We start from the raw sequence: 23,495 nt of genomic DNA on the forward strand, positions 1-23,495 counted from the left end.
GCTACTCGCTTTCGCGCCGCTTCACCGGGAGTGTCATGACGTCGGAGCAACGACGGATTCAGCCACGTAAACAGCCTCGCCAGGTCCGGGCCGAGCTCACCAGGCAGCGCATCCTCACCGCGGCTGCTCACGTTTTCGCCGAGTTCGGGTACGCCGCCGGGACGACGAACCGGATCGCCGAACGGGCCCGGATCTCGATCGGTTCGCTGTATCAGTACTACCCGAACAAGGACGCGATCCTGGCCGAGCTGCTGACCCGCCACCTCGACGGCGACCGGGCCACCGAGACGCTGCGCCGGTACAAGGAATCACCGGAGCCGCTCGAAACCGTCATCCGGGATTTCGTGCACACGGTGATCGAGAACCATCTCGACGATCCGCGGCTGCTGCAGATCATGATCGAGCAGGCGCCCCGTTCCGGCGAACTGCTGGACCGCATCACCCGGCTGGAATGGGAGATGATCGGCGATCTGCGGGAACTGCTCCACGGCCACCCCGAAGTCCGCGTGCGGGACAAGGACACCGCCGCCCGGCTCGTCGCGTCGACCGTGGAGCTGACCGTGCACCAGCTCATCGCCTCGCCCGGCTCCATCGACGTCACGCGCCTCGAGAACGAGCTGGTGGCGATGATCACCGGTTACCTCCGGGCCTGATTTCCGGGGTTGACCAGGCGATGAGCGGGTATCCACCGGTGTGAGCCGACTTGGGGACAGCGTGCGCGGCCTCACCGCCCGGTGGCGGCGGCGAGGCGGCGCACTCGCGCTGATCTGGACATTGATCACCTTCGGCCTGGTCACGATGCTGTGGGTGTCCGGCTTCCGGGCGTGGCCGGTGTACCTGACCGCGGCACCGGGCGCCGTCGTCACCGTCCTGCTGTGGATCGGTGTCGCGCGCACTCGCCGCCGGAGGGTCGTCGAGAAACAGCCGAGCGGTTGAGCTACTTCGTCGCGCGCATGGCCAGCTGGTCGAACTCGCGATCCGGCAGGGTCCTGTTGAGCTCCAGGAGCTGCTCGGCGAGGTGACCGACGGCGTACCGCGTCTCCGGCTTCTCGGCCTCGATGGCGCGGCGGATGGCGTCCACGACCACGGAAGGGTCGGAGCCGTCGCTGAGCCCGGTTTCCCCGTGCCGCGCCATGGCTTCCGCCATCTCGCGGTAAGCCCCGTGACCGGAATTCTCCCTCAGCTGTGCGGAAGTCTGGTCTTCGAACTCGGTTTTGATGATGCCCGGCTGGATGATGACGACGTCGATGCCGAAGGGCTCGACCTCCATCCGGAGCGTGTCGGAGAAGGCTTCGAGCGCATGCTTGGACGCGTAGTACCAAGCGCCGAACGGCAAGGAGATCTCGCCGCCGATCGACGAGACGTTGACGATCGTGCCGGATCGCCTGCCCCGCATGGCGGGCAGGACGAGCTGAACGAGCCTGGCGGGCGCGAGGAGATTGACTTCGAGCTGGTCGCGCGCGCTGTCGAGCGGCACGTCCTCGACGGCGCCGTGCAGCACGGTCCCCGCGTTGTTGACCAGCACGTCGATTCGTTGCCGCTCGTCGAGAACGGTGCCGACCGCTCGGCGGAGATCGTCCTCGTTCCGAGCGTCCATCTTGAGCACCTGACCGCCCGCCGCGCGGAGGTCGTCCATCTTCTCCACACGCCTCGCGGCGCCGTAGACGATGTGCCCGGCGCGCAGGAGTTCCAGCGCGGTGGCGTGGCCGATCCCCGACGAAGCTCCGGTGACCAGGCATACCTTGGCCGTCATTCCGGGTGCACCTCCTGATTTCTTCGCTTACAAAGAAACCGTAGGCTCATTTTTCCTACTGCTGCAACATAGAAACTAGAATCGATGCAATGACCATGACACTGAATGCACCGGAGGACGGGTGCCGGGAAACCGTTTGACCCGCGACGAACGCGGGCAGATCGCGTCGGGGCTGGCGGCGGGGCTCGCCTACGCCGAGATCGCCCGCCGGATGGACCGCCCCAAATCGACCGTGATCCGTGAGGTGGCACGCAACGGCGGCGCCCACGGTTACCGGGCGGATCAGGCGCAGCAGGCGACGCGATGGCGGGCGCGCCGCCGCAAACCCGGCCCGGCGCCGGAAAAACCACAACCCCCGGAAACGCTGCGCGACTTCGAAACAGAATTCGCCGAAACGATGGCCGCGACCGGCGTACCGGCGATGATGGCCAGGGTTCTGGCGTGCCTGTTCACCGCGGATTCCGGTGGCGCTACCGCCGCCGAACTGGTGGCCGGGCTGGAGGTCAGCCCCGCGTCGGTGTCCAAGGCCGTCGGCTGGCTCGAACAACGCGGCCTGATCACTCGCGAGCGTGACGGCAGACGGCAGCGATACGTCATCGACGACGACTTCGGCTACCGCGCCTGGCAGACGAGTCTCGAAGCGATGACCCAATGGGCCGAGGTCACCCGGCGAGGTGCCGCCCTGCTCGACGGCCCGGCGGGCGCCCGGCTGGACGCCACCAGCCGGTTCTTCCGGCATCTGCGCGAGGACATGGGCGAGGCGGCCGAACACTGGCGCCGGACCGGCCCACGCTGACGGGGCGGGCGACCGAAGCCGCCCGCCCGTCCGGAACGTCGTGGCGTCACCCACGCTTGAATTCCTCCCAGGTCACCTTCTTCACCTTGGGGCCGTCGTCCTTGGCGTGGCTCGCCAGCCCGTTGAGGCCCTTGAAGTAGTCACCGGCCTGGGCCTGCGCCTGCGGCGACATGTCGGTGTCGCTGATCGCGATGCCGTGGATGTGCTCGACCCAGTCGCCCTGGCTCGGCGTGCGGTGCCACGCGGCGAACCCGACCTCGCGCAGCGCCTTCACCGCGGCGGTCTTGTTCGGGAGGTTGTTCACCAAGATGTCGACCGCGCCGCCGCCGTCGTGCGTACCGCCCGAAGCGCCCACCCCGCCGGCGTTGTACGAGCCCTGCGTGATGGTGAACTTGACCCCGGCCTTCTTCTCCGCGGCCGCGATCATGTCGGCCGTGCGCTTGTTGACCGTCTTGCCGTCCAGGCTGGTCTTCGAGCCGACGCCGATCGGCGCGGTCACCGTGTAGCGGCCCTTGCCCAGTTCGGTCAGCGAGCCCTTGCCCGGCAGACCGCTCGCGGCGAGGCCGCTGTGCCCGAGCGACTTCTGGTACTTCTGGTACGCGGTCACCGTCGAGGTGCCGAAGTGCCCGTCGACCTGCTTCTTGTCGAGCAGGTTCTTCGCGGCCAGCGCCTGCTCGACCACCTTGACGCTCTCCCCGGAACCCGGCGTGATCGACTGGTCGGCCTTGTACGGATCCCACATGGCCGCCTTGACCACGGCCTCCATGTTGACCGAGGGTGCGGCCACCGCGGGCTGTGCCGCCGTCATCCCCAGCGTGGCCCCGGACAGAGCGGCGAACATCGCGGCGGTTGCCACCTTGCGCATGACTGCTCCTTCACTCGATGGCTGCTCCCCGTGAGCAGCTCATGACCGACACTGGCCCGGAAGCGGTGTCACCCGGAACCGCCTGTACACAACGTCTGACGTCAAAAACCGCAGGTTGACAGCGTTTGACAGCGCCTGCGGCGGGCCGCTTCCGCTGGTCGGCGCGGCGATCCGGACACTCTTCGCGATATAGTCACCAAGCCGCGAAGAGTGACGAAAAGCGTTGTCACGGTGGACACGATCGCGAGGGGGAGCGTGCCGGAACCGCGAACAGGAGAACGGGCGCCGGAGCTCGAAGCGTTCATGGAGGAGCTGCGGAAGCTCCGGACGCGAGCCGGGGAGCCGTCCTTCCGGAAGATGGCCGCGAAGTCCGGCGCGGTGTCCCACGCGACCCTGCATCTCACCGTCACCGGCAAGCGGTTGCAGCCGTGGGAGACGGTCCGGGAGTTCGTCCGCGCCTGCGACGGTGACGAAGAGGAATGGCACGCCCGATGGCAGGGTGTCCAGCTCGTGCTCGCCGCGGATCGCGAACCGGATCCCGCGCCGCGGTCGCGGTCCAAACTCCTCTTGGTGACGCTCGCCCTCGTCGCCGTCGCCGCGATCGCCGCCGTCGTGGTCGTCCTGCTGCCGGACGCGCAGGAGCCGTCCGTGCCGCCCCATCCCGGTGACGCGAGCAAGTTCGTCGCCGACGTCACCATCCCCGACGACACCGTGGTCAAACCGGGCAGCCAGTTCGTGAAGGTGTGGGAGCTCAAGAACACCGGCACCGTCGAATGGCGGAAGCGGTATCTGCGCCGCACCGACCTCCCGGTCGCGCCCGGCGCCTGCCGCACCCCGGACCGGATCCCGGTCAACGACACCGCCCCGCAGGGAAACGTCCAGGTGACGGTCACCGTGAGCGCCCCGCCGACCGCGCCCGCCGACTGCAAGGTCTTCTGGAAGATGGTCGACGAGGAGAACCAGGAACTCTTCCCGGCCAGCAGGCCGATCTACTTCTCGGTGCTCGTGCGCGCCTGAGCCGTTTTCGCGTGCCCCGAGGCGGAACTCAGGTGATTGAAAGCGGAACTCACGTGATTGAAAGCGGAACTCGCGTGTCCGGACGGCGATCACGCGGCGGATCCGGTTCCCCGCGTGTTCGCCTCCCAATCACGCGAGTTCGCCCTTCAATCACGCGAGTTCGCCGTGCAATCACGCGAGTTACGCCTCTGATCACGCATGAGACGCGCCTGAGCCCGGGGAAAACACCTCGTTCGGCCGGAAAAGTGCGCTAGCCGCCGCTTTCCGGGCTCCCTACGCTGAATTCCGCGCACGAGAACCACAAACGGCCTCGGGAGACTCCAGTGAGAGCAACGAGAATCGTGTTCTGCGCCCTGTTCGCCCTCGGCGCCGCCTGTCTTTCCCCCGCGGCGTCGGCGGCGCAAAACGCGTTCACCCTGTCCAGCACCGCGTTCGCCAACGGCGGCCTCATACCCAAGGTGCACGAGTGCACCAGCGGCGGCGGGAACGATCCGGCCAAGAAGAACGAGTCGCCACCGCTGGCCTGGTCGGGCGCTCCCGCCGCGGCGAAGAGCTACGCGATCGTCATGCGCGACCTCGACAACGCCAACCTCATCCACTGGGTCATCTACGACATCCCGGCATCCACGGCCTCGCTCCCCCAGAACGTCCAGCACGTCTACCGGCCGCCGGTGCCCGCCGGCTCCAGGCAGGTCTACTACCGCGGCAGCGCCAGCCTCTACGGCTACCAGGGCCCGTGCTCGCCCTCGACCGTGAACACCTACGAGTTCGTCGTGCACGCTCTCGACCGCGCTTCGCTCACCGGCCTGAACTCAGGTTCGTCGACCCAGGCCGCCGCCAGGGCGATCACCGCGGCTTCGATCGGTTCGGCGAGGATCACCGGCGAGTCGTAAGTCCCCTGGTCACCCGTGGCAAAATCGGCCCAATGCGGATCGGGATGCTGGGGCCCTTCGAGGTGCACACGCACGACGGCGGGCTCGCCGACGTGCCGGGCGCACGGCTGCGCGGGCTGTTGATCGCCCTCGCGCTCGAGCCGGGCCGGGTGGTCCCGAAAGCGTCGCTCGTGGACTGGATCTGGGGCGAGCAGCCCCCGGCCGACGCGACGAACGCCTTGCAGCGCTTGGTTTCCCGGCTGCGGAAGGTGCTCCCGGACGGCGTCGTCGAGGGACAGACCGACGGCTACCGGCTGAAGGTGACGCCCGAAGACGTCGACGCCGTGCGCTTCGAGCGGCTCATCGAGCAGGCCCGCGGCGACGAGGAGCCGAGGCGGCTGCGCGAGGCGCTCGGGCTGTGGCGCGGGGCGGCCATGCAGGACGTCGGCCTGCAGGACAGTGGCGCGTTCGACGCCGCGGTCACCCGGCTCGAAGGGCTTCGCCTGACGGCGCTGGAGGACCGGTTCGACGCGGAACTCGACCTCGGGCACGGCGCGAACCTGGTCACCGAGCTGACCGATCTGGTGGCCGCGCACCCGCTGCGCGAGCGGCTCGTCGCCGCGTTGCTGCGGGCCCTCGCGGCGACCGGCCGCGACACCGAAGCGCTGCTCGTCTACCAGCGCACGAGGGAAGCACTGGCCGACGCGCTCGGCGTCGACCCCTCGCCGGAACTGTCCGCAGTGCACGTCCAGCTGCTGCGGGGCGAGCTGGGACGGCGCGAGGAGAACCGCAAGACCAACGTGCGCGCCGAGCTGACCAGCTTCGTCGGCAAGGACGACGACGTCGCCAAGGTCCGCGAGCTCGTCGCCGAGCACCGGCTCACCACCCTGATCGGGCCCGGCGGTTCGGGGAAGACCAGGCTGGCCACGGAAACCGCGCGCACCGTACTCGGCGACCTCCCGGACGGGGCGTGGCTGGTGGAGCTCGCGGCCATCGGCCCGGACGATGACGTAGCTCAAGCGACGCTCGCGGCGCTGGGCCTGCGGGACGCGCTGCTCGGCGACTCTTCCAACGCCGAACCCGCCGAGCGGGTCGTCGCCGCGATCCGCGATCGGGAAGTCCTGCTGATCCTGGACAACTGCGAGCACGTGATCGAGGCGGCCGCCGCCTTCGCCCATCGGGTGCTCGGGGAATGCCGTCGTCTCCGGATCCTGGCGACGAGCCGGGAGCCGCTCGGCATCACCGGCGAGACGCTGTGGCACGTCGTGCCGCTTGCCGTCCCGGACCGGCACGCCGCCCCCGGCGAGATCGAAGCCTCCCCCGCCGTCCGGTTGCTGCGGGACCGGGCGAGCGCGGTGCGCAAGGATTTCGTGGCCGACAAGAGCACTCTCGACACGATGGCGCGTGTGTGCCGGATCCTGGACGGGATGCCGCTGGCGATCGAACTGGCCGCGGCCAGGCTGCGCACGATGTCCGTCGAGCAGCTCGCGAACCGGCTCGACGACCGGTTCCGCCTGCTCACCGGCGGCAGCCGGACCGCGCTGCCCCGGCACCGGACGTTGCGCGCCATGGTCGACTGGAGCTGGGAGCTGCTGTCCGACGCCGAACGGACGGTCCTGTGCCGTCTTTCGGTGTTCTCGGGCGGGGCGAGCCTGGAAGCGGCCGAGCGGGTCTGCGTCAGCGAGGCCGTCGAGGAGTACGAGGTCCTCGAACTGCTCACCGCGCTGACCGAGAAATCGTTGCTGGTCTCCGCGGGCGACGAGGCTCCGCGCTACCGGATGCTCGGCACGATCAAGGAGTACGCCGCGCAACGGCTCGCCGAGGCGGACGGAACGCTGCTGGCACGCCACGCGCATCTCGCGTATTTCACCGGCCTCGCCGAGGCCGCCGAGCCGATGCTCCGCCAGGCCGAGCAGCTGGAATGGCTCGCCAAGCTCAACGCCGAGCACGACAACATCACCGCCGCGATGCGCGGCGCCCTCACGGCGGGCGAAGCGCCGGAAGCGATGCGGCTCGCGGCGGCCTGCGGCTGGTACTGGTGGCTCAGCGGGCACCGCACGGAAGGCATGGAACTGGTCAGCGCGGCCGTCAAAACGCCGGGCGAGGTACCGGAAGAGATCGCGGCCGTCGTGTACGGGCTCGTCTCGCTCTTCGTGAGCTCCGGTTTCGCCGACGAACACACCGCGGCGAAGTGGATCCACGAGTCGTACCGGCTGGGCACGCGCACCGAGAAGAAGCATCCGCTGCTGGGCCTCGTCGTCCCGCTGGAACGCATGCTGGCGGGTGAAGACGCGCTGTCCGCGTGGGAACCGGTGCTGGCGGACGAAAACCCCTGGGTCCGCGCGCTGGGCAGGCTGCACCTCGGCAAGATGCGGGTCTCGCTCGGCCATCCCGGCCGGGAGGCGGACGAATACCTCGAGGGGGCGCTCGCGGAGTTCCGGGCCATCGGCGAACGGTTCGGGATCTCGTTCGCCCTGACCGAATTGGCGGACCGGCTCGCCACGCGCGGCGAGTTCGCCACCGCGTGCGAGTACTACGAACAGGCGGTCACGGTGGTGACCGAGGTCGGTTCCGTCGAGGACCTGATCCGGCTGCGGTCGCGGCAGGCACAGCTGTTCTGGCTGATGGGCGACGAAGAGGCCAGCGCGGCCGCCGCGGCCGATGCGGAACGGCGTGCCGAGCGGGTCACCTGGCCGGGCGCCCTGGGCATGTTCGCCCTTTCGCAGGCGGAACTCGCCCACTGGCGCGGTGAAACCGAGGAAGCGGCGAAGCAGCTCGACTTCGCGACGACCGTGATGGGCGACGAAGCGGGATTGGGACACGTCCGCGCCATCACCCACGACCTTCGCGGCTACTTCACCGACGATCCCGGCCGGTCCCGTGACCACCGGGAATCGGCCTATCAGGCGGCACGTGAAGTGCAGTACCAGCCCTTGATCGCCCACGTGCTCGTCGGGATCGCCGATCTGGCCCTGCGCCAGGACGATCCCGAACAGGCCGCGCGGCTGCTCGGGGCGGCCGACGAACTGCGCGGGCTGCCGGACCGGTCCCGTCCTGACGTGACCCGCGTCGAGGAGACAGCGCTGCGCCGCCTCGGCGAAGCGAAGTTCGCGGAGGCGGCGCGAGAAGGCGCTGCGACGGACTGGAAACAGCTGGCCGAGGTCACGCTCGCTTCTTGAACGTCGAGGACGCCCACAGGTATCCGGCGAGCGCGATCCCGGCGCACCAGCCCAGCGCTGGGAGCACGTCGCCCGCGGCCGGTGCCCCGTTGAGAAGCCCGCGCAAGGTCTCGATGATCGGCGTGAAGGGCTGGTACTCCGCGAACTCCCGGAGTCCCGGTCCCATCTTCTCGGCGGGCACGATCGCGCTGCTGAAGAACGGCAGCATGACCAGCGGAACCGAGGCCATTCCCGCGGTTTCCGGGGATTTCGCCGCCAGTCCCAGCGCAACCGTGAGCCAGGCCGCCGCGAAACCGAGCAGGACGACGATGCCGACCACGCCGAGCCAGTCGAGGAAACCGGCCGCCGGCGAGAAGCCCAGCAGGAAGGCCACCCCGGTGAGCGCCGCGATGGCGACCAGGTTGGTCAGCACGCTGGCGATGACGTGCCCGGTCAGCACGGCGCCGCGGGAGACGTCCATGACCTTGAACCGGTTGATGATGCCCTTGGTCATGTCGGAGTTCACCGCGGTCGCGGTGGCCCCGAGCCCGTAGCAGACGGCCAGCAGCATCAAACCCGGTGTCGCGTAGTCGATGTAGTCGACGCCGACGCTGAACGCGTCCCCGAAGACGTAGACGAACATCAGCATCATCACCACCGGCATCAGGATCGCGTTGAACACCGAGGTCGGATTGCGGACGAGGTGTTTGAAGTTACGGCGCAACATCACCGTCGAGGGGGAGTTCATCGGGCTGCCTCCGTGTCGTGGCCGGTCAGGGCGAGGAAAACGTCATCGAGATCAGGGGTGTGGACGGAGAACTCCTCGGCGGCGATCGAGTACTCGTCGAGCCGGTCGAGCAGCGAGCGCAGGGATTTCGTCCCGGCGTCGCTGGGGATCCGCAGGTCGAGTTCCTCGTCGTCGCGAGTGGCGCCGGGGAAGATCCGCGCCGCCGCGTCGAGTTCGGCGACGGTGGTGAAGTGGAGCCGGACGTGCGTGCCGGGCATCCGGCGCTTGAGCTCGGCGGGCGTGCCCTGTGCGACCAGGCGGCCCTGGTCGAGGACCGCGATCCGGTCGGCGAGCTGGTCGGCTTCCTCGAGGTACTGGGTGGTGAGGAAGACGGTCACGCCGCCCGCCACCAGCTCGCGGATGATCGACCACATCGTGCGACGGCTGCGCGGGTCCAGGCCCGTGGTGGGCTCGTCGAGGAAGATGATCCGCGGATCGCCGACGAGCGTCATCGCCAGATCCAGCTTCCGGCGCATACCGCCGGAGTAGGTCGACGCCGGCTTGCGCGCCGATTCCACCAGGTCGAAGCGTTCCAGCAGCTCGGACACGACGTTCTTGCCCGCTTTCCCGCGGCTCAGGTCCACCATCAGCTGGAGGTTCTCCTGGCCGGTCAGCAGTTCGTCGACCGCCGCGAACTGGCCGGTGACGCCGATCGCGGCACGCACCGCCTTGGCCTCGGTCACCAGGTCGTGGCCCGCGACCTTCGCGGTGCCGCCGTCGGCCTTCATCAGGGTGGTCAGCAGGTTCACCGTCGTGGTCTTCCCCGCCCCGTTCGGGCCGAGCAGGGAGAAGATGGTGCCCGCCTGGACTTCGAGGTCTATGCCGTCGAGCACGACCTTGTCGCCGAAGGTCTTGCGCAGTCCGGAGACCGCGATCGCTGTGTCGTTCATGGGCACCACTTTGGGCGGCCGCGCTGACACGGCCCCGCCACGCCGCTGACACGGGTGGTGTCAGCGCCGTGTCAGCCGGATGTCAGGCCTCGCGGGGAGAGTGGCCGTCACAACCACCACGAAAGGCGAAGCGATGACTCAGACGGTTCCCGTCCCGCAGGGCCTCCCGATGGAGCGCGACGCGGGGCCCTTCGACCCGCCCCGCGAGATCACCCGGCTGCGTGAGGCCCGCCCGGTGAGTCCCATGGTCTTCCCCGACGGTCACGAGGGCTGGCTCGTCACCGGCTACGACGAGGTCCGGCAGATGATGGCCGACACCCGCTTCAGCTCGCGCCAGGACATCGGCATCCTGCACGTGCCGTACGAGACGGGGATGCCCACCCCGACCGAACCGTCGCCGCCGATGCCGGGCATGTTCGTCGCGATGGATCCGCCGGACCACGGCCGGCTGCGGAAGCGGCTGACCGGCGCCTTCACCGTGAAGCGGATGAAGCAGCTCGAAGAGCACATCGTCGAGATCACCGAACGGCGGCTGGACGCGATGGCGAACCTGACTCCGCCGATCGACCTGGTCAAGGAGTTCGCGCTGCCGGTGCCGTCGCTGGTGATCTGCGAACTGCTCGGCGTCCCCTACGAGGACCGCGAGAGCTTCCAGGCCAACTCCGCGCAGCTCATGGTCAGGGACCAGACGCTGGAGGAGAAGATGGCCGCGTTCATCGGGATGAACACGTTCCTCACCGAACTGGTCACCCGCAAACGCGAGACGCCCGAGGACGACATCCTGTCCGACCTCGGCCGCCACGAAGACCTCACCATCGAGGAGCTGGCGGGCGCCGCGTTCCTGCTGCTGTTCGCGGGACACGAGACCACCGCGAACATGCTCGCGCTGGGCACCTTCGCGCTCCTGGAGCACCCAGAGCAGCTCGCCGAACTGCGGGCCGACGCGGAGTTGCTCCCCGGCGCCGTCGAAGAACTGCTGCGCTACCTGTCCGTCGCCGACATCTTCTTCCGGTACGCCACGGAGGATCTGGAGCTCGGCGGCGAAACGATCCCCGCGGGATCGACGGTCATCATCTCGCTGCTGGCCGCCAACCGCGATCCGCGGCGGTTCGAAAACCCCGACGCCTTGGACCTGCACCGCAACGCCCGCGGTCTGTTGTCGTTCGGGCACGGCATCCACCAGTGCCTCGGGCAGCAGCTGGCGCGGATCGAGATGCGCGCGGGTTTCGAGGGACTGCTGCGCCGTTTCCCGACGCTCGCGCTGGCCGTGCCCGCCGAGGAGGTCAAGCTGAAGACCGACATGAACATCTACGGCGTGCACGAGCTTCCGGTCACCTGGACTGCGTAGGCCTACCACGCTCGCTCGCCCCTGCAAGTACGTGAAGCCCCCTTCCCTCGGCTGAGCCGAGCGAAGGAGTCCTTCACGCGCAGTCGCAGTGACTGCCGGGACTGGTGGTGTTGCAGGGCCGCGGGTGGCGATCGTGAAGTCTGTGAAGGCCCCCTTCCTTGCGCTAGACGCAGTGAAGGGGGCCTTCATGTACTTGGGGAAGACGTGAAGGACGCCTTCCCTCGGCTGAGCCGAGGAAAGGAGTCCTTCACGCGCGGGCGCGGTGACTGCTGGGAGTAGTGGTGTTGCAGAGCCGCGGGTGGCGATCGACAAGTCCGTGAAGGCATCCTTCCCTACCCTGAAGGTAGGCAAGGATGCCTTCACGGACTTGCGATCAACCGCGGTTGAATAAGTACCCGTATTCATTCCGTTCCACCGATTGTCACCGTTCACAATCCGCCCGCCCGCGATTCTGGGGAACTTCCAGGAAACAACAGGCGCTCCGCTTGGAATGATCACGACATCACTCCTCGAAACCGTTCGGAGACACCATGCGTTCCTTGAGCCGCAGGGCATTGCTGACCGTGCTGGCACTGGCCGTGTCGGCGACGGTGGTCCCGCAGACCGCCGTCGCCGCATCCGCCGCCGCCCCGACCAGTCCGCGCGTGTACGAGAAAGCGGGGCCACACCAGGCGGTCAAGGCGGCGGGCGGTCCGGCGCACACCCTCTACTACCCGGCCGACATCGCCTCGGACGGCACCGAGCATCCCGTGCTGATCTGGGGCAACGGCACGAACGCCACCGTCGACCAGTACGAGCAGCTGTTCACCCATCTCGCGAGCTGGGGTTACGTCGTCGCGGCCGCGAACACCGGCCAGTCGGGGTCCGGCGAGGAGATGCTGGCGGGCGCCCGATACCTGACCGCGGAGAATTCCCGTGCGGGCAGCGTCTTCCAGGGCCGGATCGCCACCGGGAAGATCGCCGCCGCCGGGCATTCGCAAGGCGGGGGCGGCGCGATCGCGGCCGGGGCGGATCCGCTCGTCAAGACCACGCTGCCGATCATGCCCGGACCGCAGGGCAACGTGAACAAGCTGCACGGACCCGCCTTCTTCGTGTCCGGGCAGGCGGACGTCGTCGTGCCCGCCTTCTACGTGCGCAGCCGTTTCCTTGCCTGTGACCAGGTTCCCGCCGTGTACGGCCAGCTGAAGGGCGCCACGCACTTCCTCCAGGGCGACACCCGTTACCGGCTCATCGGCGCCATCACCGCGTGGCTGCGGTTCCACCTCTCCGGTGACCAGAACGCCGAGAGTGTCTTCTACGGCACCGTTTCCGGTCTCGACCAGGACGACGACGGCTGGTCCGCGACCGAGCGGAACAAGAAGGCCGCCTGATGCGCGATCCGTCGGCGAAAAGTGCCCGTTCGGGAAGGAAAGCACGTCGCCGCGCGGACCCGCGCGCCTATACCTTCGAAGGATGACCGAGATCCGCCCGCTGGTGACCTTGTTACGCGAACGGCAGTCCGCTCGGCCGGCGTTCACCGACGAGCACCGGACCCTGACCTTCGGGGAACTGCTGGAGTCGAGCGGCCGCCTGGCGGCGGGGCTCGGGATCGCCCGCGGCGAACGGGTGCTCATCCACGTCGGCGGTCGCGTCGAATTCGCCGAGTACGGCCTGGCGGTGCTGCGGGCGGGCGGGGTCGGCGTTCCGGTGAGCGCGCGGTCGACCGCGGCCGAACTCGCCCGCGTCGCCGACGATTCCGGCGCCGTTCTGCTGATCACGGAAGCCAGGCACGCGGAACTCGCGCGAAAGCTCCGGTTACGAGTGGTGTTCGTCGAGGACGAGCCGTCGCCCCCGCGGGGTGGACCGCGAGACGATCTCGGCCTCGACGAACCCGCTTGGCTGCTCTACACCTCCGGCACGACCGGCCGCCCCAAAGGCGTGCTGACGACCCAGCGCGCGATGCTCTGGTCGTCGGCCGCCTGCTACGGCCCGATGTACGGGATCTCCGGCGAAGACACCGTTCTGTGGCCGCTACCGTTGCACCACGCGTACGCGTTGTCGCTGGCCTTCGCCGGGACGATCGTGCTGGGCACGCACACGAGGATCGTCGACCGCGATCTGCGCGGGGCGCTCACCGCGTTCCCCGGCAGTGTCCTCGCCGGTGTTCCGGCGACGTTTCTGAATCTGCGTCAGGAGGTTCGCGGCGTTCTCCCCGCGCCACGACTGTGCCTCTCCGGAGGCTCGCCGTGCACCGCGCCGACTCGCGCCGCCGTCCGGGAACTGTTCGGCATCGAAGTCCTCGACGGTTACGGCAGCACGGAGACCAGTGGCAAGATCGCCGTCCAGCTCCCCGGCGAGGATCATCTGACACCGGTGCCGGGCATGGAGATCCGCGTCGTCGACGAGCAGATCGAAGTGCGCGGACCCGGCGTGGCGCCGAGCGCCGCGGGGCCGGACGGCTGGTACCGGACCGGTGATGTGGGCGGTCTCGCCGAGGGACGGCTCATCCTCGAAGGCCGCGCCGACGATGTCATCGTGTGCGGCGGCCAGAACGTGCACCCGACGGAGATCGAGGCGGTCATCGCCGAAGTCCCTGGCATCAAAGACGTTCTGGTGACCGGAAGACCCGACGAGGTCCTCGGCGCGGTCCCGGTGGCGTTCCTCGTCTCCGACGAGCCGGATCTCGACGAGGTGCGCCGCCTGTGCCGCCACCGGCTCTCCGCGTACAAGGTTCCGGTCGCCTTCCACCTCGTCGAACGCCTCCCCCGGACACCGTCGGGGAAGGCGCTGCGGAAGGATTTGCGCGTTCCGCCGCCCGAGGTGGAAACGCTGGTGCGCGAGGCGATCGCCGAACTGTGCGACATCGGTGAGCGGTGGCGCGACCGGCCGTTCGCCGAACTGGGCCTGACGTCGGTGAGCGGAGTGCAGTTGCGGCACCGGCTGGCCGAAGCGACCGGATTGCCCCTCCCCCAAGCGCTCGTCTACGACTTCCCGACCCCGGCCGCGGTCATCGCCGAGCTCGAACGGCTTCTGGCCGGGGAAAGCAGACCCGCCACGAGAAGAACCGTCCCCGTTCGCGACGACGAACCGATCGCCGTCGTCGCGACCGCGTGCCGGTTCCCCGGCGGCGTGACCTCGCCCGAAGACCTGTGGAACCTGGTGGCCGGCGGCGTCGACGCGACCGGCGACTTCCCCACCGACCGGGGCTGGGAGCACTCCGTCCGATACGACCCGGACCCCGGCCGGCTCGGCGGTTCCACCACCCGCCGCGGCGGATTCGTGTACGACGCCCTGGATTTCGACCCCGCCCTGTTCGGGATGTCGCCGCGAGAGGCCCTGTCGACCGACCCTCAGCAACGGTTGCTGCTGGAGACGTCGTGGGAGCTGTTCGAACGCGCCGGTCTCGACACCGCCACGCTGCGCGGAAGCGACACCGGGGTGTTCGTCGGCGTGATGAACGAGGACTACGCCAGCCGCTTCGAAGGGCATCGGATGGAGGGGCGGCTGGGCATCGGGTCCTCGCACGCGCTCGCGTCAGGCCGGATCTCCTACACCTTCGGGCTGAACGGCCCGGCGGTCACCGTCGACACCGCCTGCTCCTCGTCGCTGGTGGCACTGCACTGGGCCGTGCGCGCGCTCCGTGCCGGGGAGTGTTCGCTCGCCGTGGCCGGTGGCGCGACGGTGATGTCCTCCCCGCGCACGTTCCTCGAATTCAGCCGCCAGCGCGGCCTTTCGCCGGACGGCCGATGCCGCTCCTACGCGGCGGGCGCCGACGGCACGGCGTGGTCCGAGGGGGCGGGTGTCATCCTCCTGGAGCGGTTGTCGGACGCCCGCCGGAACGGGCATCCGGTGCAGGCGTTGCTCAGTGGTTCGGCCGTCAACTCCGACGGCGCGTCGAACGGGCTGACCGCGCCGAGCGGGCGGGCCCAGCGCGCGGTCGTCGCGTCCGCGCTGGCCGACGCCGGTCTGTCCCCGGCCGACGTCGACGCGGTGGAGGGGCACGGAACGGCCACCCCGATCGGCGATCCGATCGAGGCGGAAGCCCTCATCGCCGCCTACGGTGGCGGACGTGACCGGCCGCTGTGGCTCGGCTCGGTGAAGGCCAACATCGGGCACACCCAGGCCGCGGCGGGCGTCGCCGGGGTGATCAAGATGGTGGAAGCCTTGCGGCACGGGCATTTGCCGCCGTCGCTGTACGCCGACGAGCCGAGCCCTCGCGTCGACTGGTCCGCGGGCGACGTGCGCCTGCTCGCCGAAGGCCGGGAATGGCGTGCCGGACCGAAACCGCGGCACGCCGGGGTCTCCGCGTTCGGGATCGGCGGCACCAACGCGCACGTTCTCGTCTCGGAAGCGCCGCCCTCGCCGGAAAATGGAACGCCTGCGTCTCTCGGAGCGCCGTGGCTGCTGAGCGCCGCCGGAGACGGCGCCCTGCGAGCCGCCGCCTCCCGGTTGCTGGCGACCGTGGGCGGCCGGGACGAAGACGACGTCGCGTTCACCCTCGCAACCCGCTCCGCGCTGGAGCATCGCGCGCTGGTCCCGTCCGGCGATCTCGCCGCGTTGCGCGCCCTCGCCACGGGCGAACGCCGGGGCCGGACCGTGCGCGGACCGGCGGCCGCGGCGTTCCTGTTCAGCGGGCAGGGCGCGCAGCGCGCGGGAATGGGCAAGGAACTGTCGGAGCGGTTCCCGGTGTTCCGCAAGGCGTTCGACGCGGCGTGCGAGGCGCTCGGCGGCGGAGTCCGTGAAGTCGCGTTCGAAGGCGGAGAACTGCTCGACCGGACGGATCACGCGCAAGCCGCCTTGTTCGCCCACGAAGTCGCCCTGTACCGGCTGCTGGAATCCTGGGGTATCCGGCCCGGCGCGGTCGCCGGGCACTCGATCGGCGAGATCGCCGCCGCGCACGTCGCCGGTGTCCTGTCCCTTGAGGACGCCGGAGTCCTCGTGGCCGCGCGCGGCCGTCTGATGGCCGCGTTGCCGCCGGGCGGCGTCATGATCGCCGTCCGGGGCGGCCGAGGCCGAAGTCGCCCCGCTGGTCGGGGAGTTCGCCGACCAGGTCGCGATCGCCGCCGTCAACGGCCCTCGATCCCTTGTGCTGTCCGGAGCCGCGAGCGTGACCGAAGCGATCGCGGCCCAGTGGCCGGGTTCCACGCGCCTGCGCGTCAGTCATGCGTTCCACTCGCCGCTGATCGATCCGATGCTCGCCGAATTCCACGACGTCGCCGCCGGGCTGACCTACCGCGCACCGGAGACGACCCTGATCTCCGGCCTGACCGGCCGCGCGATCACCGGCGTCGACCCGGAGTACTGGGTGCGGCACGCCAGGGAAACGGTCCGGTTCGCCGACGCGCTGGACACCGTCGTCGCGACGGAAACCGCCATCTGCCTGGAGATCGGCCCGTCCGCCGTGCTGAGCAGGGCGGCGGGCGCGGTCCTGCCTACTGTGTCCACTATGGACACTAGCCGGAGCGTCCTGGAGGCGGCGGGCGAGCTGCACACCGCCGGCGTGCCCGTGTCGTGGCGATCCGTCTTCGACGGCAGCGGCGCCCGCCGGGTGACGCTGCCGACGTATCCCTTCCAGCGCGAGCGGTTCTGGCTCGATCCGCAACCGCGCCGGAGCCACGACGGCCATGCGATGCTGGGCCCGGCGCTCGTCGCCCCCGACTCGCCCAGGGTCGTGCACGGCGGCTCGGCGGGCGTCCGCACGCACGGCTGGCTCGCCGACCACGTCGTCGGCGGCGCGACACTGTTCCCGGCCAGTGCCTTCGTCGAACTCGCCGTCCACGCGGGCGGAACGAACGTGGCCGAGCTGACGATCGAGGCACCGCTGCGGCTCGGCCGTACCGAAGACGTCGCGCTCCAAGTGGTCGTGGACGGACCCCGGATCGACATCTACGCCAAGGATTCCGACACCTGGACGCGGCACGCCACCGGCCGTCTGGGGACTTCCGAGGTCTTCGCACAGCCATGGAAGGGCGAGTGGCCGCCTTCCGCCACCGAACCGGTCGACCTGGACCGGGCTTACGCGGCCCTCGACTACGGTCCCGCGTTCCGCGCGGTGACCGGACTGTGGCAGGACGGCGACGAACTGTTCGCCGACATCGCGCTCGCCGAAGACGTCGACGGCCGGTTCGCCCTGCATCCCGTGCTGCTCGACGCGGCGGTGCACACCCTCGCGATGGCCGGAGCGCCCGGAGACGAAGCACGCGTGCCGTTCTTCTGGAGCGGCGTCCACGTGTTCGCCCCCGTCGCGCGCCGGGCGCGAGTCCACTGTGTACGGTCCGGCCCCGGCGAAGTCCGCGTCGAACTCTTCGACCCGACCGGAACACCCGTCGCGGTGGTGGAATCCCTGCTCACCCGTCCGCTGCCCGCCGGGAACACGATGCTCTACGCGCCGCGCTGGATCCCCGTCCCGGCCGCGCGCGCCGACGACGTCCGGATCGTCGAGACCGAAGACGTCCGGAGCGCGCTCACCGCGCTGCAGGACACCCTTCCGCGCGGGGAACGCACCATCGTCGTGACCCGCGACGCGGCCGATCCGGCGTCGGCCGCCCTCTTCGGGCTCGGGGCCGCCGCGTCGAGCGAGTACCGCGGCCTGGTCACCGTGGTCGACACCGCGCTCCCGGTGGAGCAGGTGCGCGAACTAGTCGGCGGCAACCCCGAACCCCAGCTGTCGATCCGGGACGGCGTACCGCACGCGCTGCGGATCGCCCGCACCGCGCCCGCGTCCGGCCGTCCGATCGACCCGGCCGGGACCGTGCTGATCACCGGCGGCACCGGCGCGCTCGGCGGGGCACTGGCCCGGCATCTCGTGTCCGCGCACGGGGTCCGGCATCTGCTGCTGGTCAGCCGCCGCGGCCCGGCCGCGCCCGGTGCGGACGAGCTCCGCGGGCTGCCCGCCGACGTGCGGATCGTCGACGGCGACATCGCCGATCCGGCCTTCGTCCGGCGACTGGTCGACTCGTGCGATCCGCCGCTGACCGCCGTGGTGCATTCCGCCGCCGTCGTCACCGATGCCGCCTTCACCGCGCAGACGACCGCCGGGATCGACACCGTCTTCCGCCCGAAGGCCGACGCCGCGACGATCCTGCACGAGGCCACCCGGCATCTCCCCCTGTCGGCTTTCGTGCTCTTTTCTTCACTGGCCGGCACTTTCGGCAACGCGGGACAGGCGAACTACGCGGCGGCGAACCGCTACCTCGACGCGTTGGCCGTACGACGGCGGGCGGAGGGGCTTCCCGCGACGTCGATCGCTTGGGGTCTCTGGGATCTGGAGATCGGCCTCGGCTCGAAGATCCCCGAAGCGGCGCGGCATCGCATCCAGACCTCCGGGGTGGCCGCGCTGACCCTGGAGCAGGGAATGGCGCTGTTCGACGCCGCGCTCGGACACGCCGAACCGGTCCTGATCGCCGCCCGGCTCGACCCCACCGCCGCCGGTCTGCCCCCGATCGCCGACGGACTCGGCCGCCCCGCCGCGAGACCCGCGCCGCCGTCACCCGGCCGGCGCTGGCCGGATCAGCCCACGGAGCGGGAACTGCGCGAGCTGCTGCGGGTGGAACTCGCCGAGGTCCTCGGCCACCACGATCCGGGCACGATCCCCGTGGACAAGCCGTTCACCGAACTCGGGCTCGATTCCCTGGCCGTCATCGATCTGCGGACGCGGCTCCGGGAGCTGACCGGCGTCGAGCTCCCCGCCCGCGTCCTGTTCGACCATCCGACCGTCATGGAGCTCACCGGGCACCTGCGCGACCGGGCCGGGCGAGGGTCTGGCTGAGCGTCAACGCGGTGAGCGCGACGGCGAATCCGGTGAGCTGCCAGCCGGTGAGGGTCTGGCCCAGCACCAGGAATCCCGCGGCCGTGGCGACGAGAGGGTTGGTCAACGTCAGCAGGGAGACCGACGCCGGGGCGAGCCGGTCGATGCCGCGGAACCACAGCGGGTACGCCAGCGCGGTGGTGACGATGCCGATGTAGCCGTAGCCGATCAGGTTCGCCGTCGTCAGCGAGCTCGGGAGCCCTTCGAACAGCAGCGTCGCCGGGGCGAGGACGATGCCGCCGAGGGTCAGCTGCCAGCCGGTCATCGCCAGCGGATGCTCAGGGCGGCCCCATTTCTTGGTCAGGATCAGGGAAACGGCCATGAGCCCGACGGCGGTGAGCATGGCGGCCAAGCCGAGCGGGTCGAGCCGGGCTTCCGACGAAAGGGTCAGCAGCGCGACCCCGCCGGCGCCGGCGATCGCGGCGAGCAGGATCGGCGCCGGGGTCCGGACGCGGAGCATCGGGAGCGCGAGCAGCGCCACCAGCAGGGGTTGCAGGGCGCCGAGGGTCGCGGCGACCCCGCCGGGGAGGCGGTACGCGGCGAAGAAGATCAATGGCAGGAAGGCGCCGAAGTTGAGCATTCCGAGCACCGTCGTCTTCCACCACAACGACCCGTGCGGGAGCCGCCGGGTCAGTGCCAGCAGGAGCAGCCCAGCCGGGAGCGCCCGCAGCGCGGCGGCCAGCAACGGCCGGTCCGGGGGCAACAGGGTCGCGGTGACGACGTAGACGGTGCCCCAGCTGGCCGGGGCCAGCGCGGCGAGCCCGGCGTCACGCAGCGTCGGTTTCGCGGCCGCCGGTTCCGCCGGGACGACGGGCCGCTCGGCGATGATCGCCATGATGTCTCCTCACTGATAATCTCAACGTTGAGATAACACCAGCGAGTTCTGTCAATGTCAAGTCTCTTAATGTTGAGACGTTTGGAGGGTGTCATGGCCGACGCGGTGGACGCGGTGATCGCGCTTTGGCGACACGAGCGGCCGGACCTCGAAGACAAGCTCTGGCCCGCCGAGGTGATCGGGCGCGTTCAGCGGCTTTCGCGGATCCTCGACCGGAAGCTCAAGGAGTTCAACGCCAAGCACGACCTGGAGTCGTGGGAGTTCGACGTGCTCACGACACTCCGCCGCTCCGGGGAAGCCGGCGGCCTGACGCCCGGCGCGCTGCTCAAGGCCGCGATGGTCACGTCCGGGGCGATCACGAACCGCATCGACCGCATGGAGACCAAGGGCCTGGTCGAGCGGGTGCGCGACAGCGACGACCGCCGCTCGGTCAAGATCCGGCTGACCGCCAAGGGACGTCAGGTCGTGGACGAGGTCTTCGTCCTCCACCTGGAGAACGAAGCCGACCTCCTGCCCGATCTGAAACCCGCGCAGTGGGCCGAACTGATCGGCGGCCTGCGGCTGCTGCTCGAACACTTCGGCGACACGTCACTGGAGTGACCCCGGCGCGTCAGCTCCAGCCGAGCGGGGTGACCTCCGCCGCCGACGTCCACGGCCCGCGTCCACCCGCCTCGGTGAGGGCGCGGAACCGCACATAACGCGCCCGGGTGGGCCAGAACCGCAGCGTCTTACGGGCGGCGTCGTCCGCGAAAGTACCTGTGGCGACAGGACTTCCCCAGGCCGAACCGTCCGTGCTCAAGTGGACTTCGTAGCCGCCGACGCGCCCGTGGTCGGAGCCGTCCTGACGCGGCAGATAGGCCAAGCCCGTGACCGTGCGGGCGGCACCCAGATCGAGATGCAGTTCGTGCGGCAGCGGGTCTTCCCCGCCGGACCACTTGGTGTGCCAATGGGTGGCGGGATTCCCGTCGACGGCGTTCGCGGCGGCACCGTTCTCCCCCACCGTCTCCTGACTGTCGGCCGAACGGACGGTGGCGGTGAGCGGTCCGGAGCCCATCACGGGGTCGCTGATGGTTTCCACGCCCGTCTCGACATGCCCTGCGAAGCGGCGGAGGAAGCCGTCCGGCCCCTGAACGGTCAGGTCGTACCAGCCACCCATGCCGCCTTCGGTGCTGAACCAGTCCTCGACCGTCGCGCCCTGGGCGACCGTGTACGTCCACGGTCCGCCGCCCCGGTTGCCGGTCCGCACGGTCAGCTCGCAAGCGGCGCCGGCGTTGGTCATCTTCAGGTACACGACGCCGGAACCGGGCCGCAGCACGACTTCCGGATTCGGCTTGCCGCCGGTCGTCGCGGTGATCCGGTTGCCCGCGAACCGGCGCACGAAACCGTTGGGGCCGTGCGCGGTGAGGTCGTACGCGCCGTCCGGGGAACCGGCCTGCCAATAGTCGGAAAGCGTCGCGTTACCGCCGAGGGTGTAGCGCCACGGCCCGTCGGTCCGGTGTGCGTTGGCGTAGACGTAGAAGTGCGCGCCCGCCGTTCCGGTGTTGGCGAAGTCGATCCAGAATCGTTCGGCGGTCACCCGTCCCGAAGCCGTCAGCCGATACGGCAAGGGGCGCGCGGTCCGCACCCCGGTCTCCGCGACGGGAAGCTTCTGCACGGACGGCGGCTGCGGCTGGGTGTTCCACGGTCCACTCGTCGGCACCGGTTTGGTCAGCGCCGGATAGGTCGCGCTCGGTGATGTCGTGTCCAGTGCCGAAGTCAGGTCACCGCAGACGGTGCGCCGCCACGGCGAGATGTTCGGCTCGGCGACACCGCTCCACTGTTCGAGGAAGCGCAACACGGAAGTGTGGTCGAAGACCTCCGAACACACCTTCCCGCCCCGGCTCCACGGCGAGATCACGAACATGGGCACCCGGATGCCCAGCCCGATCGGCTCACCGGAGACGAATTCGTCGGTCGTGGCGACGGAACTCTTGCCCTCGTCGTCGGAAACCGGCGGCGCGGGCGGCGGCATGTGGTCGAAGAAACCGCCGTCCTCGTCGTAGGTCAGCAGGAACAAGGTCTTGTTCCACACCTCGGGTTTGGACGCGATCGTGTCGAGGATCGACTTCACCAGATCGGCCCCGGTGTTCGGGCCCCACGCGGGATGTTCGGTCTGGGATTCCGGCGCGACGATCCACGACACCGACGGCAACCTGCCCGCGTCGACATCGCTCTTGAAGGCGCTCAACAATTGCTTCGGCGCGACCCGCGCCAGCCCGCGGTCGTACAACGCGCGTTCGGACGCGGACAGGGTCGCCACACCGGCCGCCAATCCGTCGAGCAGCCGGGTGCGCTCGGCGGCCGACGCCGAATCGAGGGCGTAGTAGAAGTACTCCAGCTTCGGAAAGGCCTTGCCCGCGGAGTCCTTCACCTTCGACAGCGCCTTGGTGCCGACGGCGAGGAAACTGCTGAAATAGTCCAGCGAGTTGTCGCCGTAATTGTCCCATTCCTGATAGACGCGCCAGCTACGGCCGACGGCCTGCAGACGCTCGGCGTAGGTCTTCCAGGTGTAGCCGGTGTGCCCGGGGTTCTGCCAGGCGGCGTTGCCGATCGCCCGGGTCGTCCCGTCCGGCTCGTAGCCGAGTTTGCCGGTGAACAGGTACATCCGATTCGGGTTCGTTGGCCCCATTTCCGAGCAGTGGTAGGCATCGCAGACGGTGAACGCGTCGGCCAGTTCGTGATAGAACCGCAGCGCCGAACGGGTGTGATAGGTCAGCGACCGGACCCCCTTTGCCGCGCGCCACGCGTCGTGCCGGCCCTTGTTCCACGCCCGGTGCCCGCCGGACCAGCTGTGGTCGACGTCGGCCATGAACTGATCGTCGATCGCGTACGGGAGCAGGGTGCCCGTGCCGTCGGGTTGCTGGAAGACCGACGCTCCCGACGGGAGTTGGATCGCGGCCGGATCGTTGAAACCCCGGACGCCGCGCAACGTCCCGAGATAGTGGTCGAACGACCGGTTCTCCTGCATGAACACCACGACGTGCTCGATGACGCCGAGCCCGCCCGTCGGCGCTTCGGCGGCGAGTGCCTGCCGGACGCTCGCCGGGAGCAAGGTGAAGGCGGAAGCCGCACCAGCGGCCTTCAGCAGGGTACGACGGCGCACGGAGCCCTCCAGGAATTGCGTTGAACCCGTTCGATCGTGTTCGAAACTGCACCTTTGACGCGGCTATCGAGCAGATAGAAACATAGGTGCCTGATCGGTTCAAGGGTTCGGCCCAGGGGCTGCATGATCGGAGCAAGAGGACGCGACTTTCGGATGGTCGCGAGGGCGGCCGATCGGTACAGGTGGTCGTGAGTGGCGATTCGGTTAGAGCCACCGTGCCCTATGTACCTACCGATCCGAAGTCCG

The 23,495-nt window shown here is 69.6% G+C and carries 16 protein-coding genes and 1 pseudogene; 11 read left to right on the plus strand and 6 right to left on the minus strand.

What is annotated here, in order from left to right; all coding sequences use genetic code 11:
* Positions 1-35 precede the first annotated feature (35 nt).
* Positions 36-653 carry a TetR/AcrR family transcriptional regulator gene (locus DMC64_RS25950; protein ID WP_125735639.1) on the plus strand — a complete coding sequence of 206 codons (618 nt, stop codon included), beginning with the start codon at positions 36-38 and terminating at the stop codon, positions 651-653.
* Between the two features lie 40 nt (positions 654-693).
* On the plus strand, positions 694-936 hold the full coding sequence (locus DMC64_RS25955) for a hypothetical protein (protein WP_233629809.1): 243 nt from the start codon (positions 694-696) through the stop codon (positions 934-936).
* A gap of 1 nt (position 937) precedes the next feature.
* On the opposite strand, the gene DMC64_RS25960 is transcribed toward DMC64_RS25955, so the two are convergent.
* Positions 938-1,753 (minus strand): oxidoreductase, encoded by an 816-nt coding sequence (locus tag DMC64_RS25960; protein ID WP_125735640.1) that lies wholly within the window; start codon positions 1,751-1,753, stop codon positions 938-940.
* A 121-nt stretch (positions 1,754-1,874) separates the two neighbouring features.
* Here DMC64_RS25960 and DMC64_RS25965 point away from each other — a divergent pair, with 121 nt between their 5' ends.
* A complete protein-coding gene (locus DMC64_RS25965; protein ID WP_125735641.1) occupies positions 1,875-2,549 on the plus strand; it encodes a helix-turn-helix domain-containing protein in 675 nt (224 codons plus the stop codon).
* 46 nt (positions 2,550-2,595) lie between these two features.
* Here the strand turns inward: DMC64_RS25965 and DMC64_RS25970 are convergent, their stop codons facing one another.
* Positions 2,596-3,414, minus strand: coding sequence for a peptidoglycan-binding protein (locus DMC64_RS25970; RefSeq protein WP_125735642.1), 819 nt, complete (start codon positions 3,412-3,414; stop codon positions 2,596-2,598).
* A gap of 231 nt (positions 3,415-3,645) precedes the next feature.
* Between DMC64_RS25970 and DMC64_RS25975 the strand changes: the two genes are divergently transcribed.
* From DMC64_RS25975 to DMC64_RS25985, 3 genes are all read left to right on the plus strand, one after another.
* Positions 3,646-4,431, plus strand: a complete 786-nt coding sequence (locus DMC64_RS25975; protein ID WP_233629810.1) for an NBR1-Ig-like domain-containing protein — start codon at positions 3,646-3,648, stop codon at positions 4,429-4,431.
* Between the two features lie 341 nt (positions 4,432-4,772).
* Positions 4,773-5,324 carry a YbhB/YbcL family Raf kinase inhibitor-like protein gene (locus DMC64_RS25980; protein WP_037346323.1) on the plus strand — a complete coding sequence of 184 codons (552 nt, stop codon included), beginning with the start codon at positions 4,773-4,775 and terminating at the stop codon, positions 5,322-5,324.
* 32 nt (positions 5,325-5,356) lie between these two features.
* Positions 5,357-8,482 carry a BTAD domain-containing putative transcriptional regulator gene (locus DMC64_RS25985; protein ID WP_125735643.1) on the plus strand — a complete coding sequence of 1,042 codons (3,126 nt, stop codon included), beginning with the start codon at positions 5,357-5,359 and terminating at the stop codon, positions 8,480-8,482.
* On the opposite strand, the gene DMC64_RS25990 is transcribed toward DMC64_RS25985, so the two are convergent.
* The gene (locus DMC64_RS25990) at positions 8,466-9,209 is read right to left on the minus strand and encodes an ABC transporter permease (protein WP_037346317.1); all 744 of its coding nucleotides are present in this window, start codon (positions 9,207-9,209) and stop codon (positions 8,466-8,468) included. The genes DMC64_RS25985 and DMC64_RS25990 overlap by 17 nt on opposite strands.
* Positions 9,206-10,138, minus strand: coding sequence for an ATP-binding cassette domain-containing protein (locus tag DMC64_RS25995; RefSeq protein WP_125735644.1), 933 nt, complete (start codon positions 10,136-10,138; stop codon positions 9,206-9,208). The genes DMC64_RS25990 and DMC64_RS25995 overlap by 4 nt, the downstream gene beginning before the upstream one ends.
* A gap of 133 nt (positions 10,139-10,271) precedes the next feature.
* Between DMC64_RS25995 and DMC64_RS26000 the strand changes: the two genes are divergently transcribed.
* The 4 genes and pseudogenes from DMC64_RS26000 to DMC64_RS43555 all read left to right on the plus strand — a co-directional run bounded on the left by DMC64_RS26000 (position 10,272) and on the right by DMC64_RS43555 (position 19,233).
* On the plus strand, positions 10,272-11,486 hold the full coding sequence (locus DMC64_RS26000) for a cytochrome P450 (RefSeq protein WP_125735645.1): 1,215 nt from the start codon (positions 10,272-10,274) through the stop codon (positions 11,484-11,486).
* 530 nt (positions 11,487-12,016) lie between these two features.
* Entirely contained in the window at positions 12,017-12,856 is an 840-nt protein-coding gene (locus DMC64_RS26005; RefSeq protein WP_125735646.1) for an acetylxylan esterase, read from the plus strand.
* An 82-nt stretch (positions 12,857-12,938) separates the two neighbouring features.
* Positions 12,939-16,406, plus strand: a pseudogene (locus DMC64_RS43550) (beta-ketoacyl synthase N-terminal-like domain-containing protein); the annotation flags it as partial.
* Positions 16,407-16,551: 145 nt separating this feature from the next.
* On the plus strand, positions 16,552-19,233 hold the full coding sequence (locus DMC64_RS43555) for an SDR family NAD(P)-dependent oxidoreductase (RefSeq protein WP_255432742.1): 2,682 nt from the start codon (positions 16,552-16,554) through the stop codon (positions 19,231-19,233).
* Here DMC64_RS43555 and DMC64_RS26015 read toward each other — a convergent pair.
* Entirely contained in the window at positions 19,190-20,107 is a 918-nt protein-coding gene (locus tag DMC64_RS26015) for an EamA family transporter (protein WP_125735647.1), read from the minus strand. The two genes, DMC64_RS43555 and DMC64_RS26015, sit on opposite strands and share 44 nt — an antisense overlap.
* Before the next feature lie 93 nt (positions 20,108-20,200).
* Here DMC64_RS26015 and DMC64_RS26020 point away from each other — a divergent pair, with 93 nt between their 5' ends.
* Entirely contained in the window at positions 20,201-20,707 is a 507-nt protein-coding gene (locus DMC64_RS26020) for a MarR family winged helix-turn-helix transcriptional regulator (protein WP_125735648.1), read from the plus strand.
* 10 nt (positions 20,708-20,717) lie between these two features.
* On the opposite strand, the gene DMC64_RS26025 is transcribed toward DMC64_RS26020, so the two are convergent.
* The gene (locus DMC64_RS26025; protein ID WP_125735649.1) at positions 20,718-23,249 is read right to left on the minus strand and encodes a phosphocholine-specific phospholipase C; all 2,532 of its coding nucleotides are present in this window, start codon (positions 23,247-23,249) and stop codon (positions 20,718-20,720) included.
* Positions 23,250-23,495: the final 246 nt, after the last annotated feature.

It is taken from the genome of Amycolatopsis sp. WAC 04197 (genome assembly GCF_003947475.1).
Classification (GTDB): domain Bacteria; phylum Actinomycetota; class Actinomycetes; order Mycobacteriales; family Pseudonocardiaceae; genus Amycolatopsis; species Amycolatopsis japonica.

Bases quoted from the DNA above. Each gene is read 5' to 3' on its own strand.
- DMC64_RS25950 (WP_125735639.1), top strand. From the start codon at position 36: ATGACGTCGGAGCAACGACGGATTCAGCCACGTAAACAGCCTCGCCAG.
- DMC64_RS25960 (WP_125735640.1), bottom strand. From the start codon at position 1,753: ATGACGGCCAAGGTATGCCTGGTCACCGGAGCTTCGTCGGGGATCGGC.
- DMC64_RS25970 (WP_125735642.1), bottom strand. From the start codon at position 3,414: ATGCGCAAGGTGGCAACCGCCGCGATGTTCGCCGCTCTGTCCGGGGCC.
- DMC64_RS25985 (WP_125735643.1), top strand. From the start codon at position 5,357: ATGCGGATCGGGATGCTGGGGCCCTTCGAGGTGCACACGCACGACGGC.
- DMC64_RS25990 (WP_037346317.1), bottom strand. From the start codon at position 9,209: ATGAACTCCCCCTCGACGGTGATGTTGCGCCGTAACTTCAAACACCTC.
- DMC64_RS25995 (WP_125735644.1), bottom strand. From the start codon at position 10,138: ATGAACGACACAGCGATCGCGGTCTCCGGACTGCGCAAGACCTTCGGC.
- DMC64_RS26000 (WP_125735645.1), top strand. From the start codon at position 10,272: ATGACTCAGACGGTTCCCGTCCCGCAGGGCCTCCCGATGGAGCGCGAC.
- DMC64_RS26005 (WP_125735646.1), top strand. From the start codon at position 12,017: ATGCGTTCCTTGAGCCGCAGGGCATTGCTGACCGTGCTGGCACTGGCC.
- DMC64_RS26015 (WP_125735647.1), bottom strand. From the start codon at position 20,107: ATGGCGATCATCGCCGAGCGGCCCGTCGTCCCGGCGGAACCGGCGGCC.
- DMC64_RS26020 (WP_125735648.1), top strand. From the start codon at position 20,201: ATGGCCGACGCGGTGGACGCGGTGATCGCGCTTTGGCGACACGAGCGG.